This window comes from Enterobacter sp. RCC_40 (genome assembly GCF_041360735.1).
In the GTDB taxonomy this organism is placed as follows: Bacteria; Pseudomonadota; Gammaproteobacteria; order Enterobacterales; family Enterobacteriaceae; genus Enterobacter; species Enterobacter ludwigii.
Genome location: NZ_JBFUPR010000001.1, coordinates 1,255,562 through 1,272,358, shown reverse-complemented (window position 1 = coordinate 1,272,358; position 16,797 = coordinate 1,255,562). Strand labels below are relative to the sequence as shown.

19 protein-coding genes and 1 riboswitch are annotated in these 16,797 nt (G+C 56.3%); of the genes, 10 read left to right on the top strand and 9 right to left on the bottom strand.

The features are described from left to right. Positions 1-2 precede the first annotated feature (2 nt). Positions 3-365, top strand: coding sequence for a cell envelope integrity protein TolA (locus AB6731_RS05925; protein ID WP_063214510.1), 363 nt, complete (start codon positions 3-5; stop codon positions 363-365). Position 366: 1 nt separating this feature from the next. On the opposite strand, the gene AB6731_RS05920 is transcribed toward AB6731_RS05925, so the two are convergent. Then, positions 367-1,620 (bottom strand): MFS transporter, encoded by a 1,254-nt coding sequence (locus tag AB6731_RS05920; RefSeq protein WP_020884288.1) that lies wholly within the window; start codon positions 1,618-1,620, stop codon positions 367-369. 121 nt (positions 1,621-1,741) lie between these two features. Here AB6731_RS05920 and AB6731_RS05915 point away from each other — a divergent pair, with 121 nt between their 5' ends. From AB6731_RS05915 to bioD, 3 genes are all read left to right on the top strand, one after another. Next, positions 1,742-2,674 (top strand): LysR family transcriptional regulator, encoded by a 933-nt coding sequence (locus tag AB6731_RS05915; RefSeq protein WP_032678049.1) that lies wholly within the window; start codon positions 1,742-1,744, stop codon positions 2,672-2,674. 94 nt (positions 2,675-2,768) lie between these two features. Then, positions 2,769-3,989, top strand: coding sequence for a sugar metabolism global transcriptional regulator Mlc (mlc, locus tag AB6731_RS05910; RefSeq protein WP_020884286.1), 1,221 nt, complete (start codon positions 2,769-2,771; stop codon positions 3,987-3,989). A gap of 130 nt (positions 3,990-4,119) precedes the next feature. Further along, entirely contained in the window at positions 4,120-4,815 is a 696-nt protein-coding gene (gene bioD, locus AB6731_RS05905; RefSeq protein WP_014169857.1) for a dethiobiotin synthase, read from the top strand. Here bioD and clcB read toward each other — a convergent pair. From clcB to AB6731_RS05865, 8 genes are all read right to left on the bottom strand, one after another. Beyond that, positions 4,750-6,060: a voltage-gated ClC-type chloride channel ClcB gene (gene clcB / locus AB6731_RS05900; protein WP_371006047.1), complete on the bottom strand. Its 1,311-nt coding sequence runs from the start codon at positions 6,058-6,060 to the stop codon at positions 4,750-4,752. The two genes, bioD and clcB, sit on opposite strands and share 66 nt — an antisense overlap. 168 nt (positions 6,061-6,228) lie before the next feature. Continuing rightward, positions 6,229-7,377, bottom strand: a complete 1,149-nt coding sequence (gene osmV, locus AB6731_RS05895) for an osmoprotectant ABC transporter ATP-binding protein OsmV (protein ID WP_020884283.1) — start codon at positions 7,375-7,377, stop codon at positions 6,229-6,231. Beyond that, entirely contained in the window at positions 7,377-8,024 is a 648-nt protein-coding gene (osmW, locus tag AB6731_RS05890; RefSeq protein WP_014169860.1) for an osmoprotectant ABC transporter permease OsmW, read from the bottom strand. Before osmW ends, osmV begins: the two co-directional genes overlap by 1 nt. Before the next feature lie 8 nt (positions 8,025-8,032). After that, positions 8,033-8,932 carry an osmoprotectant ABC transporter substrate-binding protein OsmX gene (osmX, locus tag AB6731_RS05885; RefSeq protein WP_073396666.1) on the bottom strand — a complete coding sequence of 300 codons (900 nt, stop codon included), beginning with the start codon at positions 8,930-8,932 and terminating at the stop codon, positions 8,033-8,035. A gap of 18 nt (positions 8,933-8,950) precedes the next feature. Then, positions 8,951-9,661 (bottom strand): osmoprotectant ABC transporter permease OsmY, encoded by a 711-nt coding sequence (osmY, locus tag AB6731_RS05880; RefSeq protein WP_059306006.1) that lies wholly within the window; start codon positions 9,659-9,661, stop codon positions 8,951-8,953. Positions 9,662-9,934: 273 nt separating this feature from the next. Beyond that, positions 9,935-10,678, bottom strand: a complete 744-nt coding sequence (locus AB6731_RS05875) for a YoaK family protein (RefSeq protein WP_047357364.1) — start codon at positions 10,676-10,678, stop codon at positions 9,935-9,937. A 156-nt stretch (positions 10,679-10,834) separates the two neighbouring features. Then, positions 10,835-11,458, bottom strand: coding sequence for a glutathione S-transferase family protein (locus tag AB6731_RS05870; protein ID WP_014169864.1), 624 nt, complete (start codon positions 11,456-11,458; stop codon positions 10,835-10,837). Between the two features lie 106 nt (positions 11,459-11,564). After that, a complete protein-coding gene (locus AB6731_RS05865; RefSeq protein ID WP_032678054.1) occupies positions 11,565-11,855 on the bottom strand; it encodes a DUF1330 domain-containing protein in 291 nt (96 codons plus the stop codon). 71 nt (positions 11,856-11,926) lie between these two features. Between AB6731_RS05865 and AB6731_RS05860 the strand changes: the two genes are divergently transcribed. From AB6731_RS05860 to AB6731_RS05835, 6 genes are all read left to right on the top strand, one after another. Further along, positions 11,927-12,379: a MarR family winged helix-turn-helix transcriptional regulator gene (locus AB6731_RS05860; protein ID WP_014169866.1), complete on the top strand. Its 453-nt coding sequence runs from the start codon at positions 11,927-11,929 to the stop codon at positions 12,377-12,379. 216 nt (positions 12,380-12,595) lie between these two features. Further along, positions 12,596-12,694: riboswitch (guanidine-I (ykkC/yxkD leader) on the top strand. 57 nt (positions 12,695-12,751) lie between these two features. Continuing rightward, positions 12,752-13,810, top strand: coding sequence for a putative urea ABC transporter substrate-binding protein (locus tag AB6731_RS05855; protein ID WP_032681129.1), 1,059 nt, complete (start codon positions 12,752-12,754; stop codon positions 13,808-13,810). 17 nt (positions 13,811-13,827) lie between these two features. After that, the gene (locus AB6731_RS05850; protein WP_014169869.1) at positions 13,828-14,643 is read left to right on the top strand and encodes an ABC transporter permease; all 816 of its coding nucleotides are present in this window, start codon (positions 13,828-13,830) and stop codon (positions 14,641-14,643) included. Then, on the top strand, positions 14,640-15,416 hold the full coding sequence (locus tag AB6731_RS05845; protein WP_014169870.1) for an ABC transporter ATP-binding protein: 777 nt from the start codon (positions 14,640-14,642) through the stop codon (positions 15,414-15,416). Before AB6731_RS05850 ends, AB6731_RS05845 begins: the two co-directional genes overlap by 4 nt. 13 nt (positions 15,417-15,429) lie before the next feature. Beyond that, positions 15,430-16,137 carry an urea amidolyase associated protein UAAP1 gene (locus AB6731_RS05840; RefSeq protein ID WP_040019021.1) on the top strand — a complete coding sequence of 236 codons (708 nt, stop codon included), beginning with the start codon at positions 15,430-15,432 and terminating at the stop codon, positions 16,135-16,137. Positions 16,138-16,148: 11 nt separating this feature from the next. Continuing rightward, complete coding sequence (locus AB6731_RS05835) at positions 16,149-16,781, top strand: urea amidolyase associated protein UAAP2 (RefSeq protein WP_371006046.1); 633 nt, start codon at positions 16,149-16,151, stop codon at positions 16,779-16,781. Positions 16,782-16,797: the final 16 nt, after the last annotated feature.

Here is a 16,797-nt window from a genome sequence, read left to right as displayed (position 1 = left end):
AAATGAACAAGGTTGTGAGTGTAGGGATTGCAGTGTTGCTGACGGGGTGCCAGACACATCATCATGACGTGATCCCGTTCAACACCGAAAAAGACTCTGCGCACGCATGGGCGTTTGCGTATGTGGAAACAGTGAAACAAAGGATGACGACCACAGAGCAGTATGAAGGGAAGCTCTGCTCGTTAAAGATTCACCAGCCCAAAGGCGCGACCTATGTGACCCACATTCAGGTGGTAAAAGGCAGCGATCCTGAGCTGTGTAAGGCCGCCATTGCGGCCTTACAGTCTGCCAGTGACGATCATGTGCTCCCAGTGGTACCTGATGAGCGTATCGGGGAAAACTACACGCTCGATTTCAAACCCTGAATCAGTGCAGCCGCTGGTGTAAACGGGTCCCTACCAACAGCGCCCCGCAGAGCATCAGCGCAATAAAACCGCCCACGCCGTTCCAGCCATAGTTATGCCAGAACACCCCACCCAGCGTCCCCGCAAAGCTGGAACCGAGGTAATAGCTGAACAGATACAAAGACGACGCCTGGCCTTTGGCCCGGCGAGCGCGTGGCCCAATCCAGCTGCTGGCCACCGAGTGAGCGGCGAAGAAACCGGCAGAGAAAAGCAGCATCCCGGCGAAGATAAGCCACAGGGAGGCGAAAAGGGTCATCAACAGGCCGAGCAGCATGACGGCCGTAGAGACCAGCATAACCGGACCGCGTCCAAAGCGGGCCGTCATCGCTCCGGCTTTAGGTGAACTCCACGTGCCGGTGAGATACGCCACAGAGAGCAGACCCACCACCGCCTGGCTCAGGTGCCACGGGGAGAGCATCAGGCGATAACCGATATAGTTAAACAACGTAACGAATGAGCCCATCAGCAGAAAGCCGGTCAGGAACAGCAGCGGCAACCCTTTGTCACGCCAGTGCAGACGGAAGTTGATAAACAGCGTTTTCGGGCGCAGGGAGGTGGAACGAAAATGACGTGATTCCGGAAGGATTCTCCAGAACATCAGCGCAGACGCAAGGGCAAAGCAGCCGATCACCGCCAGCGCAATGCGCCAGTTAAAGAAGTCCGTAAACACCCCGCTCAGCAGACGTCCACTCATTCCGCCAATCGAGTTCCCGCTGATGTACAGCCCCATAGAGAAGGCGACAAAGCTCGGGTGGATCTCTTCGCTGAGATAGGTCATCCCGACCGCCGCCACGCCGCTCAGGGATAACCCAATTAACGCGCGCATCACCAGGATACCGTGCCAGCTGGTCATCATCGTGGAGAGTAACGTACAAATCGAAGCCAGCATCAGGGCGGTAACCATCACCTGTTTACGGCCAATGGCGTCGGAAAGTGGCCCGGTGAAAAGCAGACCAATCGCCAGCATGCCGGTAGAGATGGAGAGCGAAATACTGCTGCTGGCAGGCGATACGCCAAATTCATGGGAAAGAACGGGCAGGATCGGCTGAACGCAATAGAGCAGGGCGAAGGTTGCCAGACCCGCTGAGAAAAGCGCCAGCGTGACGCGCATAAACTGGGGGGTACCACGTTTAATGAACTGAACCGGCTGCGATGCTGCGGGTAAATCATCAATATCTCTGGCCGGATCGATATCAATGGTAGATGTACGACTCACACAATGTCCTTGCTTAAACATCCCCGTGGTTTCGGGTGACGGGTATGACCACACGATCAGAGTAGGAAAATGTAAATATTCTGTCTAATATATTAATAATCTCAAATGATACTTTAAAAATATGAATATCGAACTGCGTCATCTGCGCTACTTTGTCGCCGTCGCTGAAGAGCTTCATTTTGGCCGCGCGGCGGCAAGACTGAATATCTCACAACCCCCGCTAAGCCAGCAGATCCAGATCCTTGAGCAACAGGTCGGGGCGCGCCTTCTGGCACGGACCAACCGCAGCGTGAGCCTGACGGCGGCCGGGAAGCAATTTCTGGCCGACAGCCGACAAATTCTCAGTATGGTGGATGAGGCGGCAGCCCGGGCAGAGCGGCTTTATCTCGGGGAAACCGGAGAGTTGCGGATTGGGTTTACCTCGTCTGCACCGTTTATCAGCGCTGTTTCGCAGACCCTGTCGTCGTTTCGCCGGCATTTTCCGGATGTGCATATTCAGACGCGCGAAATTAATACCCGCGAGCAAATCGCTCCGCTGAATGAAGGTTCTCTTGATTTAGGTCTGATGCGTAACACCCAACTCCCGGATACGCTGGCGTGGCAGGTTATTCTGCGCGAACCGTTGATGGCAATGATTCCGCACGATCATCCGCTCGCCTCGCGTTCGGCGGTCACGCTGGCAGAGCTGGCAAAAGAGCCGTTTGTTTTTTTCGACCCGCAGGTAGGTACCGGTCTGTACGACGATATTCTGGGCCTGTTACGACGCTACGATCTTGCCCCGATCATTACGCAGGAAGTTGGGGAAGCGATGACCATTATTGGGCTGGTCGCGGCGGGGCTGGGCGTCTCTATTCTTCCGGCCTCGTTTAAACGGGTACAATTGCGTGAAATGCGCTGGGTTGCTATCGCCGAAGACGATGCTGTTTCGGAAATGTGGCTGGTATGGTCGAAACATCATGAGCAGAGCCACGCAGCGCAGCGGTTTAAAGCACAGCTGTTAAGCGCCTCTGCAGGACGATATTTAGAGGGAAAAGTGGGTAAAAATGTGCAGTAAATCACATGGCTAAGTAAATATTTGACGACGGCCATTGAAGTGCTTCACCATAGCCCACAGTTTATTTCGATGCTCGAAAATAAGGGAGTACGAGGTGGTTGCTGATAGTCAGCCAGGGCACATTGATCAGATTAAGCAGACCAACGCTGGCGCGGTTTATCGCCTGATTGATCAGCTTGGCCCGGTTTCGCGTATCGATCTTTCGCGCCTGGCACAACTGGCACCTGCCAGTATTACCAAGATTGTTCGTGAAATGCTGGAAGCCCACCTGGTCCAGGAGACGGAAATTCAGGAGCCGGGCAGCCGCGGCCGTCCGGCGGTCGGCCTGGTGGTGGAGACTGAGGCGTGGCACTACCTGTCACTGCGCATTAGCCGGGGAGAGATCTTCCTTGCCCTGCGCGATCTAAGCAGCAAGCTGGTGGTAGAAGACCGGCTGGAGCTGCCGCTCAAGGCTGAACAATCGCTCCTCGATGCCATTGTCACCCATATCGATCACTTCTTTATTCGCCATCAGCAACGCCTTGAACGCTTAACGGCCATTGCGATCACCATGCCGGGTATTATTGATACCGAAAATGGAATCGTGCACCGCATGCCGTTCTACGACGATGTTAAAGAGATGCCGCTGGGCGAGGTGCTGAAAAATCACACCGGCGTGCCGGTCTATATTCAGCATGACATCAGCGCCTGGACGATGGCGGAGGCGCTGTTTGGCGCATCCCGCGGCGCAAGGGACGTGATTCAGGTGGTGATTGACCATAACGTCGGGGCGGGCGTCATCACCGACGGACGCCTTCTGCATGCCGGAAGCAGTAGCCTGGTCGAAATCGGCCACACGCAGGTCGATCCCTACGGCAAGCGCTGTTACTGCGGCAACCATGGCTGTCTGGAAACCATCGCCAGCGTGGAAAGCGTGCTGGAGCTGGCGCAGGTCAGGCTCAGCCAGTCCATGAGCTCTTCGCTGCACGGACAACCGTTGACCGTCGATTCACTGTGCGCCGCAGCGCGTCAGGGGGATCTGCTGGCAAAGGATATTATTACCGGAGTGGGGAATAACGTTGGCCGCATTCTGGCCATTATGGTGAATCTCTTCAACCCGCAAAAAATCCTGATTGGCTCACCGCTGAGTCAGGCGGCGGAAATCCTCTTCCCGGCTATCTCGGCCTGTATTCATCAACAGGCGCTCCCGGCCTACAGCAAAAATATTGCCGTGGAAAGCACCCAGTTTTCCAATCAGGGCACCATGGCTGGTGCAGCCCTGGTCAAGGACGCCATGTATAACGGCTCGCTGCTGATCCGCCTGTTACAGGGTTAACTCTTTTCCGCAGATGTACGAAAAATTGCGCTATCTCAAGCTGGGTAGCGCACGCATCCCGTAGACTTCCCCCACTGAATTATTTCTCTGGTTTATATTTTCGAAGCATACCCAAGAGGTGGAATGAGTCATGCTTAAGCGTTTCTTTGTTACGGGTACAGATACCTCTGTCGGCAAGACCGTTGTATCCCGCGCGTTGCTACAGGCTCTGGCAGCAAGCGGTAAACGCGTTGCAGGGTACAAACCGGTCGCAAAAGGCAGTAAAGAGACGCCCGAAGGATTGCGGAATAAAGACGCCCTGGTGTTACAAAGCGTCTCGTCACTGGAACTGCCATATCACGCGATCAATCCCATTGCCTTAAGCGAAGATGAAAGCAGCGTGGCGCACAGCGGTCTGATTAATTACACCCTGTTGTCCGACGGTCTGGCGAACCTGAGCGAGATGGCCGACCATGTCGTGGTGGAAGGTACCGGCGGATGGCGCAGCCTGATGAACGATCTGCGCCCGCTTTCTGAGTGGGTGGTGCAGGAGCAACTGCCGGTGATCATGGTGGTCGGTATTCAGGAAGGGTGCATCAACCATGCGCTTCTGACGGCGCAGGCGATTGCCAATGACGGATTGCCGTTGATTGGCTGGGTCGCAAACCGTATCAACCCGGGCCTGGCGCACTACGCGGAAATCATCGACGTGCTCAGCAAAAAACTGCCGGGACCGTTGGTGGGCGAGCTGCCTTATCTGCCACGTGCCGAACAGCGTGAATTAGCGCAGTACATCGATCTCTCTTCCCTCGGTCGCATGTTGTCCGTAGATCGAGTCGTGGCGTAACGTCCGCGAGAAGACGGACGCGATCACGCAGGCAATCAGCAAACCGGGCAGCAAAAAATACTGCCCGGTCATTTCACAGACCATCAACGCAGACATAATGGGCGCATGGGTCGTCGCGGCGAGTAACGTCGCCATGCCTGCCAGCCCCAGTAAAATCACCGTTTCAGACCCCGGAAACCACAGCCCGAAGAGTTGTGCAAACAGCATTCCTGTGGCCATGCCGACAAACAACGTCGGTGTGAAAACCCCGCCCGGCGCGCCAGAACCACTGCTTGCCAGTACCGCCAGCAATTTACAGATAAATACACCTGCTATCACGGACAGCAGCGGTGGGGCGAGCAGAAAAGCCTGAACCACGCTGTAGCCATTCCCCCACACGTCAGGCGTCAGGAGCGACAGCAGCCCGACGATCGCTCCGCCGAGCGCCAGTTGCCAGGGCGGCGAAAGCCTGAGACGCAGAAATAACGAATGGCTGAACGCCATTAGCCACATCAGCAGCGGTCCGCACAGGCCCGCCAGCAGGCCTGTCGCGACAAGCAGGCCATAATCTGCCGCACTGAGTAGGCCACTCAGATGGACGTCATAGAGCGTACCGGCACCGGGCGCTAAGAGTCGCGTGGTAAGCAGGGCTACCACCGCCGCAATCACCACCGGCCCGAGCGAGGCCAGCATCAGCGTGCCAAACAGAATTTCGGCAATAAACAGGCTACCGGCCAGGGGCGCGTGATAGGCGCTGGCCATCCCGGCCGCGGCTCCGCAGGCAATCCATAATTTCCATTCGGATTTCGGCGTAAAGCGTTGGGCGAAAAAGGAGGCGGCCAGCGCCGCAAGCAGGATCATGGCACCTTCGCGGCCGATGGCGCTCCCGCTGGAGACAACCAGCAGTGACGCAAGGGATTTTACGAGGCTCGAGCCATAATCAAACTGGCCGTCGCCCGTCTCCAGTGCTTCCATATAATCTGTCGGCGCATGAGGACGTTGCGCCGTAAGCCGCTGCCATCCCCACAACAGTAACCCCGCCGCCAGCCCTCCCAGCGCGGGCGTCAGCGCGCGACGCCACGGGGATAACGCAGCCGCGGCATTCACCAGACTGCCGCTGTTGTTACTGAGAAACAGCCACTCCAGCAGATACATGCTGTGGCGGAACACCGCGACGGCCAGCGCGGCCAGTATGCCGATAAGGGTGGCAATCAGAAGTCTGCGAAACATCGCGCGGATGTCGGGATAAGCGTGAAGACGTTGCATGGGCCGCAATTAAACGTGGGAGATACAATATTGTGAGGGGAAATCGCGGGGTTAGCAAAAGGTATGCGTGCGATGAACCGTGTCGGCCTGAGCAAATGCGCTGTGGGGGAGCGTGCCGCCGGGCAGGTCAGCGCCATACGTCTGGCCCGCCCGGCGGAGTGTTTTCGCTTAACTCTCGCTGTGAATATTCAGCGCCCGGCGCGTACGACCGGAGCTGAGATACTCGGCAATATAATCCTGTGAGATCTCGCCGTTATAGCGGCCCTCTTCGTCGACAATCGGCATCCAGCTGGTGTTGCTCTCATACAACCGTGAAAGCACCACGCGCAGGTTATCCTCCGCTTTGCCGGTCATACGGAACGGATGCAGGATATCGGCACAGGTGCCACTGGCATTACGCGCTTCCCGACGCTTCACAAAGCCCAGCGGTTTACCCCGATCGTCCACGACGGTAATGGCGCGAATATCGTTGTCATCCATGGTCGCAAAGGCGTCAGAAAGCAGGGTAGAGCCCCGCACGGTGAGGGTCGGTTGCTGGTCGGTGACATCACCTGCCGATACCAGCAGCAAACGCTTGAGCGTACGGTCCTGGCCGACAAACGAGCCGACGAACTCATTCGCCGGTTTTGCCAGCAGTTCGTCCGGGCTGGCGCACTGGACAATACGCCCCTGGCGGAAGACGGCGATACGATCCCCAAGCTTCAGGGCCTCGTCGATGTCATGGCTGACCAGCATCACGGTCTTTTTCAGTTTACGCTGCATCTCCAGGAACTGGTTCTGGATCACCTCGCGGTTTATCGGGTCCACCGCACCGAACGGTTCATCCATCAGCAGTACCGGAGGATCCGCCGCCAGGGCGCGGATCACGCCGATACGCTGCTGCTGACCGCCGGACATTTCACGCGGATAGCGGTTGAGAAATTTATGCGGGTCCATGGCCACCATATCCATCAGCTCTTCAGCGCGGGTTTTACACCGGGCTTTATCCCAGCCCAGCATGCGCGGCACCACGGTGATGTTCTCCTCAATGGTCATGTTCGGGAACAGACCAATCTGCTGAATAACGTAGCCAATATTGCGGCGCAGGGTCACGGTATCCATCCCGCTGGTGTCTTCGCCGTTAATCAGGATCGTGCCGCTGCTTGGTGCGATCAGACGGTTAATCATCTTCAGGGTGGTGGTTTTCCCACAGCCTGACGGGCCAAGCAGGACGCACATTTCCCCTTCAGGCACGTTGAGGTTGACGTTGTCGACGGCCTTAACGCTCTGGCCGTGTTTTTGCGAAAATTGTTTGGTGAGGTTTTCCAGTTTTATCATTATCGTATCCCCTTTGGAGTCAGAACGACCTGCAGACGATGCAGCAGCCAGTCGAGCACAATCGCTAAAAGACAGATCATCAGCGCACCCGCAATTAACATTCGAATATCGCTACCGCCGATGCCGTTAAGCAGCAGCAGGCCAAGGCCGCCAGCGCCAATCACTGCGGCAATGGCCATCACGCCGATGTTCATCACGACGGCGGTGCGGATACCGCCAAAAATCACCGGCAGTGCCATCGGGATTTCAACCCAGCGCAAACGCTGCCAGAAGGTCATCCCGATACCACGTCCGGCTTCACGCAGGCCCGGCGGCAGGCTGTCCAGCGCGGTATGGGTGTTACGCACAATTGGTAGCAACGAGTAGAGAAACACCGCCGTGATAGCGGGCAGGGCACCAATACCCTGACCGATCAGCGAAAAGAGCGGGATCATCAGGCCAAACAGCGCAATGGACGGTATCGTCAGCACGATGGTGGCAATCCCCAGCACCGGCGTCGCCAGCCATTTGTGGCGGACAATCAAAATCCCCAGAGGGACGCCGATGAGTATGGCTAGCCCAACCGCCAGCGCCACCAGCCACAGGTGTTGCAGCGTCAGGGTTAACAGATAGTCCCAGTTATCCAGAATGTAGTGAATCGTCTCCATAGCGCCTCCTACAGCAACTGTTTGCTACGCAGGAAATCACGGGCGACCTGCTGCGGTGACTGATGGTCGATATCCACCTTCTTATTCAGTTCGGTGATAACGTCGTTATTGAGCTGGGCGGAGAGAGTATTCAGCGCCTCTTTCAGACCCGGATTGGCGTCAAGGGTGTCTTTACGCACCACGGGAGTGACCGCATAGCTCGGGAAGAAGCCTTTATCATCTTCCAGCACCTTCAGGTCGAAGCCTTTTACCCGCCCGTCGGTGGTATAGATAAGCCCGGCATCGACGAAACCGTCCCGCACCGCGTTATAGACCAGGCCCGGGTCCATCTGGCGGATCTGCGGGCGATCCAGTTCCATGTTGTATGCCGCCTGCAGCGGTTTCATCCCGTCGCTGCGTCCGGCAAATTCGAGGTCCAGACCCAGCAGCCAGTTTTTATCCGGATCGGTTTTACGGGTCTGCTCAATCTTTGCGACCATTTCAGACATGGTGTTGATGTGTTCCGCTTCGGCGCGTTTACGCTGCATGGCGAAGGCGTAGGTATTGTTCATATCGGCGGGGTTGAGCCATACCAGACCGTGCTTCGCGTCCAGGCGTTTCACCGTCTCGTAAGACTCCTGTGGCGACATGCGCTTGTTGATGTGGTTAAAAATGATTAACGACGTGCCGGTGTACTCCCAGGTCATATCAATTTGTTTGTTGATCATCGCGTTGCGGGAAATGACCGTGGCAATATTGGTCTGTGGCTGGACCTGAAATCCCTTTTTTTGCAGATACTGGACGGTCATGGCCGAGAGAATGTGCTGCTCGGTAAAGCTCTTGGTCGCCAGGATCAGCGGGGCCGCTATCGCCTGGCTGGTGAACAGTGCCGCGGCACACAGCGCCGTCAGGCTGGATATCAGTCTCATAAAAGCTCCTTGTTATTGTTATCGAGCGAGATGTGGACTCATCACGCGACCCAGCGCAGCCAGCAGGGTGTCGAGGATCAGAGCAAACAGGGCGGTGGCCGCCGCGCCGAGGATCAGCGTCGGGAAGTCGTTGAGGTAGATACCGGGAAAAATCAGTTCGCCGTAGCTGCTGGCACCAATCAGGAAGGCCAGCGGGGCGGTACCCACGTTGATGGCGGTGGCAATGCGGATCCCGGAGAGCATTACTGGCCAGGCGTTGGGAAGTTCGACCTGGCGCAGACGCTGCCATTTCGTCATCCCAATGCCATTAGCCGCTTCCAGTAACGACGACGGAACCGAGCACAGTCCGGCATAGGTGTTGCGCACTATCGGCAGCAGCGAGGCGAGGAACAGGGCGATAATCGCAGGCGTATCACCGATACCAATCACCACCATTGCCAGCGCCAGAACGGCCAGCGGCGGCAGGGTATTACCGACATTAAAGATTTGCATCACGTATTCAGCGATACCGCGTGCTGACGGGCGGCTCAACAAAATGCCGCTGGGAATACCCATCAGCAGGGCAAAGAACATGGATGAGAATACCAGGATTAAATGCTGTTGCCCGAGGTAAATCAGGTCAACCTGACGCGCCTTAATTGTATCCAGCCCAATTCCCCAGGTGAGGAGGGCAACGACCACAATAATGGCGCCGACAAAAAGCAGCGAACGTTTGAGTAATGGGTGCATTGCGATGTGTCTCCCTGTGCGCATGCGTTATAGCAACCACGGGTTGCCTGTTGTTATGCCATGTTTCGGCAGGGGTAGTTGACCTATAGCAAGCGTTTGGGATGGGTTCCAGCGAAGGGGGAAAATCAGTAACCCTATGAAATTAGTGACAACCTTAGGTTAAGCCTTATGGAGCAAGGGCTGGCTGTGGGGCAGACAGAATTGTCCTAAAGCGTAATTTAAAATGTGACAGTGTCACATGGCGTGAGCGTCTCCTCACGCCTGCGACCCTCATTATCGGCTGAAGGCGGCGCGCACCCGGCGAACGCGCACTGAGGTGCTGATGATGGAAAAGGCGGCGACAACGACGAGCATTACCCCAAGCGCCAGCATGGCGTTAAACCCAATCCACCTGAACAGGAGCAGCCCGGCGATACCGCCGGTAATAAACGAGAAAATGGTGGTTAAGTGGGTTTTAAGCTGACTTTTTTGCGCTGCCGTATCTTTGGAATAATCCCGGCGGAGCATCGCCACCAGGACCGAGGCCAGGGATATTCCCGCGTCCGTCAGCGTGCCGGTAATATGGGTTGATCTTACCCGGCCGCCGGAAAGCTGGGTCGATGTTGAATTATGAATCCCCATCAGACCACAAAGAAAGATAATAATTTCACGGTTAGTCGTGAGGGCATGGAAATACATCTCGTAACAGGAAACGCCGGTCAGTAATAATCCCTCGACCAACAGTATCTGGCAAAAAACCAGCCTGATATTATGGATAATCCCCCATAACACGATGATACGGGCCATGATTGCGCCGGCAACAAAAGACAGAATAATGGTGCCAAAGAACAAAATATCATTCAGATCGGTAGAGGAAACTTCGCTGGATAATTGGGAGGTATTGCCGGTCATATGGGAGGGAAAAAAGCCAAATGCCCCGAGGGCGATGGCGTTGAGCAAGCCTGCAGAGGTCGCCAGCCAGAGTGCGAGCAGGCGATCCTCCTGATGCGTTCGTTCTTTTTTGAGTTTAATCAGCAAGAATACCTCCGGGTTGAGCTTTGCCTGACTATTCAGGCTAGCAAAGCGGTGCAAGGGGCTGTCCAGGATATTGCTTAATTATTATTCCTGATAACGGCATTCAGGGTTTTGTAATTAAATAAAATATCCTTGCTGAATGTGTGTGGGCTGAAAAACTTACACCATACCGTTATTCCCGTGACGTAAAAATGCCGGTCGCTGATTAAGCCGTTCGAACCAGGCGTTAATTGCCGGCACATCAGGCTTATCAAATGGCGTCATTTTCCAGCGGTTCACCGAGAGACCAAGTACCACGTCTGCAAGGGTAAACACCTCGCCCGCCGTATAGGCTGCGGTGCGTTGCAACTGCTCCTCCAGAATAGCAATGCAGTGGTTCCACGCTTTAATTCCGGCGGCAATACGCTCCGGGTCGTTATAGTCCGGGTTATTGCGTCCCAGTGCCGGAAAGACATACCGCCAGGCATTGTTAAATTCGCTTGCCTGCCAGTCCATCCAGCGTTCGACGTTGGCGCAGGCCTGCGGTTCCGTTGGCAGGAGATCCTCACGGCCGGCTTTACGGGCCAGATAACGGCAGATTGCGTTAGATTCCCAGAGGACGAACTCGTCATCGAGCAGCACGGGAACCATGGCGTTGGGATTCAGGGCGCGGAAGGCAGCGGTTTGCGTGGAGGCAAAACCGCTGCCGTAGTCTTCCTGGTGATACTCGATACCCGCTTCTTCGCAGGTCCAGAGCACTTTACGTACGTTGATCGAGGTTGTCTTGCCCAGGATGCTTAACATGATGCCGGTGTCCTTTTAGAGATGCAGTGTTTAAAAACTCTACACCGGTTCTGGCGAACGGGTGGAGAAATCTGGAAACGATACCGCAGGCAAGGAAACGAAACGCTTAGTCAGTGGTGACAACGAACATTTTTGCCTGCTGTGCCAGCTGGCGTTCAGCTTTGATCGGGGCATATTTTTCCGAATGGTAAAACGCCAGCGCCTGCTGCAGTGAAGGGAACTCAAAAATGCCAGCAAAGGGTAGCGGTTCTTCATCGCCTTCAAGGAGTTCGACAACAGGACCAAAATGCAGAATTTTGCCGCCGGCCTCTTCAAGTGCCAGTCTGAAGCGAGGGGCAAGATTGGCCTGCCGTGCAGGGTCGATAACACGTAAATTGATATGGATAAATGCGGGCATCATGATACCTTGAATAGCGTTAATAGTGTATATACACTATTTTATCTCACCGTATCTGTCGAGCGTAAAGTATGAACACTGTTGATCTGGCGTTACTAAAAACCATCCCCGAGACCTGTCCGGCGTATCAGGCACGTGCAACAGCACGGGCTATTACGCGTTATTACAACGCCTGCTTCAGACCTTATGAATTGACGGCAGAACAGTTCAGCCTGCTGGTGGGGATCGGCGGTGGCGTAAATGAAACGGTGGCAGGGCTTGCATCAAAGGCCGGGGTGGATGCAACCACACTGAGCCGAAACATACGGATTATGGAGTCCCGTGGGGTTATTGAATCAACGGGGGGGCGCGGACGCCGTGGAAAACAACTTAGCCTGACCGCGCAGGGGTGGGCGCTTCTGACATCCGTGATCCCCGTATGGCAGTCCGCAAGAGAGGAATTGTCACGTAAAATGGGAAGCGAGCAGCTCAGCCTGACGACGACGATGATGAAAGACCTGGCAAAAACCAGCACATCATTTTGAGCCTTTCCTGCTGTCGCAGACACGTTCTGTGGGCAACGCCGTCAGCGCCACGCGTCATCCCAAAGAGCACCAACACGGTGCACTCAACTCGCCGTGTCTCACCAAAACGGTGAAACAGCCTGCACAGGCAGACTTAACAGTTTAATAATTAACATAAAAAATTCTGGCATATCCCTTGCAACGCTTAACACTGAAGGGCAGCACACCACAATTTGAAAAATAGCTGGCTAGGGTTCCGGTTCACTGCGGTGAATGGCTGGTCCAAGAGCTGGCGACCTCTGAGAGGTTACACGGCGGGACAAAAGCCCGGGAGACAGCAGCACCTGAAGGTGTCGCGCTGCCCCCTAATTTTGTGCCACTCAGAGGTCAAGCATGAAGAAAACGCCATTATTCCGCACCCTGGTACTCTCCCTGGCGATGCTGGTCAGTCTCCCCACCTTTGCTGCGGTGAAGAAAGAGTTCAACGTCTGCTGGACCATCTACGCCGGCTGGATGCCCTGGGGCACCCTCAGCAGTAGCAAAATCATCGATAAATGGGCCGATAAATACGGCATCAAAATCAACGTTGTTCAGCTCAACGACTATATCGAATCCATCAACCAGTACACTGCGGGCCAGTTTGACGGCTGCACCATGACCAATATGGATGCGCTGACCATACCGGCCGCGGGCGGCGTTGATACCACGGCGCTGATCCTCGGCAGCTATTCAGAAGGCAACGACGGCGTAGTGATGAAGGGCGAGGGCAAAACGCTCAACGACCTGAAAGGGATGAAAGTCTACCTGCCTGAGCTCTCTGTTTCCCACTATCTGCTGGTGCGCGGCCTGGAAAAAGCCGGCCTGGCCGAAAAAGACGTCACTGTGGTAAACACGTCTGACGCGGACATCGTCTCCGCCTTTGGCACGGCAAATGTGCAGGCAGCGGTAGCCTGGAACCCGCAGCTGTCGGTCATCAAAGGCACGCCAAAAACGACAGAAGTGTTCAGCTCCTCTCAGGTACCGGGTGAGCTTATCGACATGATGGTGGTCAACAGCGAAACCCTGAAAGACAACCCGGCGCTTGGCAAAGCATTAACCGGCGCATGGTACGAGATGATGGGGCTGATGAAAGCGCAGGATGCCACCGTGCTCAACGCAATGGCCGCCGCCTCCGGTACCGATCTGGCCGGTTATCAGGCACAGCTGAAAACAACCCACCTGTTCTATACCCCGCAGGACAATATTGCCTTTTTAACCTCGCCGGAGCTGGCGAAAACCATGCAGCGCGTAGCCACGTTTTCGTTCGATAAAGGGCTGCTGGGCGATGGGGCGCAAAGCGCGGATTTCATCGGCATGCGCTTCCCGGGCAATGTCACCCAGGGCGATGCCAGCAACGTGAAGCTGCGCTTTGACGACAGCTTCGTGAAAATGGCCGCTGCCGGCACGCTGTAATAACGGACGGAACATCCATGCGACAAATTAATCGCCATCCCACGCCCGGCATGCGGCTGATGCTCGTGATGCTGCCTTTCGTCCTGCTGTTGGCCGCATACTTTTTCGGTTCCGCGGTCAGGCTGGAGGCTAACCCGCAGGACAAGCTGCTGCCTGGCCTGCAGCAGATGCTGGACGCGCTATCACGCATGGCGTTTACCCCGGATAAACGCAGCGGTGACTATCTGTTCTGGGTGGACACGCTGGTGAGCCTTGCCCGTCTTCTGACGGGGCTGGTCATCGCCTCGATCATCGGCCTCTGTGTTGGCGTCACCGCCGGTGTTTTCCCACTGTGGCGCGCGTCGCTCTCGCCGCTGATGACGGTGCTGTCGATGATCCCGCCGCTGGCGATCCTGCCAGTGCTATTTATCGTTTTCGGGCTGGATGAACTGTCGAAAGTGATGCTGATTGTCATCGGCATCACTCCGATGCTGGCGCGCGATCTGGAGCATCGCGCGTGCGAAATCCCACCGGAGATTCTGATCAAAGCCCAGACGCTGGGTGCCAACAGCTGGACGCTGGTGTTGCGCGTGGTACTTCCGCAGCTGCTATCGCGGCTTCTGACCTCGCTGCGTCTGCTGCTGGGGTCGGCATGGTTGTTTCTCATTTCGGCGGAGGCCATCTCCTCAACCGCCGGGCTGGGCTATCGCATTTTCCTCGTGCGCCGCTATATGGCGATGGATGTGATCATTCCGTACGTCCTGTGGATCACGCTGCTGGCCTGGCTGATGGATCTGGCCCTGCGCCAGTTACATAAAACCTGGTTTCCCTGGGCGGAAGGAGGGAAGGCATGAGCTTTATCACCATCAACAATATCTGGCAGGAGTACGGCGACCACGTGGTGCTGGAGCGCCTCAATCTGCAGGTGAAAGAGGGTGAGTTCTGCTCAATGGTGGGGGCCTCTGGCTGCGGAAAATCCACGTTTTTGCGCCTGCTGCTCGGTCAGGAAGCGCCCAGCCGAGGGTCCATTACGCTGGATGGTAAACCGCTGCGCGCCGAGCCGGACAGCAGCCGGGGCGTGGTGTTTCAGCGCTACTCCGTTTTCCCGCATCTCAGCGTGCTGGATAACGTCACCATAGGTCTGGAACTGCCGCAAGCGCCGCTGTTCGGGCGCTTGTTTGGGGCAAAGAAACGCGCGGCGCGTGAGCGGGCCACCGGGATGCTGGAAAAAGTCGGTCTCGGGCATGCGATGCACAAATACCCGGCCCAGCTTTCCGGCGGTATGCAGCAACGTTTAGCCATTGCGCAGGCCTTCATTATGCAGCCGCGCGTGTTGCTGCTGGATGAGCCGTTTGGCGCCCTGGACCCGGGTATCCGTAAAGATATGCACGCCTTGTTGCTTCAGCTGTGGGGGGAGACCCGCATGACCGTCTTTATGGTCACCCACGATCTTTCGGAGGGCTTTAACCTCGGCACCCGCTTACTGGTGTTCGACAAAGTGCGCCTCGACCCGCAGGCGCCCAACGCCTTTGGCGCCCGTATTACCTACGACATTCCGCTCAACGAGACGCGGCTCTCCGCGCTGAGTGGAACGGCTCCCGATAACGTTTATGCATTAAGGGGTTAACACCGTGAATACCATGACCATGTTACGTGAAGAGATCCTGCCCGGCGGCGGTCACCTCTCGTTTGTGCTTAAGCGCGGGCAGATCCTGCGTATGACCGACATTGAAGGTGGAGCAAACGTCAGCTTGCTGATGCTGAATCCGCACGAGAAAAGTGAACGTCTTAACCTGCCCGACACCCTGAAAGGTCAGCACACCGCGCGTCTGACAGCCGGACACTGCTTTTACTCCGACATGGGACGCGTGCTGGCAGGCATCACCGCAGATACCTGCGGCTGGCATGACCCGTTTGGCGGCGTACTGAACGCCGCCGAGGTGACTGAAAAGTATGGCCAGGGACGCTATCAGGAACTGCGTAACGGGTTTTACCGAAACGGAACGGACAACCTGCTGGTGGAGATGGGTAAGTGGGATCTCAACCTCGAAGATCTGCTGATGGTGGTCAACTTCTTCAGCAAAGTCACCGTCGATGACCGCGGTCAGTTCACCTTCCACGGCGGTTATTCGCAGCCGGGCAGTTACGTGGAGCTGTACGCCCCCATGGACACGCTTGTGGTGATGACCGCGCTGCAGCATCCGATGGATCCGTCCCGGGAATATGCCCCACGACCGGTCGCGCTGAGCTGGCGACAGGCTGAGGATGAAGAGGGGGCCGTTAACGCGCTTCTGACGCGCCCGGAAAACGAACGCGCCATGACCAATACCCGGCTTTTCGCCCTGTAAGGAGCAGTAAAATGACCATGATCTCTGAAAAGCATGTGCAAGACGCGGTATTTCGCCACGTGATCCCGGCAGGTGAACCGTACCTGTTCGAGGTGAAACAAGGGCAGACGTTGCGCCTGCTCGACCTGGAAGGTAACCAGGCGGTCGACACGCTGTTCTACAATGCCGATAACCCGCGTGAACGTTACGATGCGCAGCGCACATTGCGCCGTCAGAACAACGCCTATCTCACGCGGGGCAGCGTCCTGTACTCCAGCCTCGGTAACCCCCTGCTGACCATTATCGACGATACCTGCGGGCGTCACGATACCCTCGGCGGGGCCTGCGCCCAGGAGAGCAACACCGTGCGATACGCCCTCGATAAACGCCATATGCACAGCTGCCGCGATAACTTCCTCTGCGCCTGTCTGCACGATGGCCGTCTGCAAAAACGTGACATCACGGCCAACATCAATTTCTTTATGAACGTGCCGGTGACGCCAGAGGGTGGGCTGACGTTTGAAGATGGCATCTCCGCGCCGGGGAAATACGTCGACCTGCGCGCCGAGTGCAACGTCATTGTCTTGATCTCCAACTGTCCACAGCTGAATAACCCCTGCAACGGCTGGAACCCAACGCCTGTTGAGGTGCTGGTATGGAACTGACGCCCACCCGCTGGCA

Coding starts and splice junctions, on each gene's coding strand:
- AB6731_RS05925 (WP_063214510.1), top strand. CDS start 3: ATGAACAAGGTTGTGAGTGTAGGGATTGCAGTGTTGCTGACGGGGTGC.
- AB6731_RS05915 (WP_032678049.1), top strand. CDS start 1,742: ATGAATATCGAACTGCGTCATCTGCGCTACTTTGTCGCCGTCGCTGAA.
- bioD (WP_014169857.1), top strand. CDS start 4,120: ATGCTTAAGCGTTTCTTTGTTACGGGTACAGATACCTCTGTCGGCAAG.
- clcB (WP_371006047.1), bottom strand. CDS start 6,060: ATGCAACGTCTTCACGCTTATCCCGACATCCGCGCGATGTTTCGCAGA.
- osmV (WP_020884283.1), bottom strand. CDS start 7,377: ATGATAAAACTGGAAAACCTCACCAAACAATTTTCGCAAAAACACGGC.
- osmW (WP_014169860.1), bottom strand. CDS start 8,024: ATGGAGACGATTCACTACATTCTGGATAACTGGGACTATCTGTTAACC.
- osmX (WP_073396666.1), bottom strand. CDS start 8,932: ATGAGACTGATATCCAGCCTGACGGCGCTGTGTGCCGCGGCACTGTTC.
- osmY (WP_059306006.1), bottom strand. CDS start 9,661: ATGCACCCATTACTCAAACGTTCGCTGCTTTTTGTCGGCGCCATTATT.
- AB6731_RS05870 (WP_014169864.1), bottom strand. CDS start 11,458: ATGTTAAGCATCCTGGGCAAGACAACCTCGATCAACGTACGTAAAGTG.
- AB6731_RS05865 (WP_032678054.1), bottom strand. CDS start 11,855: ATGCCCGCATTTATCCATATCAATTTACGTGTTATCGACCCTGCACGG.
- AB6731_RS05860 (WP_014169866.1), top strand. CDS start 11,927: ATGAACACTGTTGATCTGGCGTTACTAAAAACCATCCCCGAGACCTGT.
- AB6731_RS05855 (WP_032681129.1), top strand. CDS start 12,752: ATGAAGAAAACGCCATTATTCCGCACCCTGGTACTCTCCCTGGCGATG.
- AB6731_RS05850 (WP_014169869.1), top strand. CDS start 13,828: ATGCGACAAATTAATCGCCATCCCACGCCCGGCATGCGGCTGATGCTC.
- AB6731_RS05845 (WP_014169870.1), top strand. CDS start 14,640: ATGAGCTTTATCACCATCAACAATATCTGGCAGGAGTACGGCGACCAC.
- AB6731_RS05840 (WP_040019021.1), top strand. CDS start 15,430: ATGACCATGTTACGTGAAGAGATCCTGCCCGGCGGCGGTCACCTCTCG.
- AB6731_RS05835 (WP_371006046.1), top strand. CDS start 16,149: ATGACCATGATCTCTGAAAAGCATGTGCAAGACGCGGTATTTCGCCAC.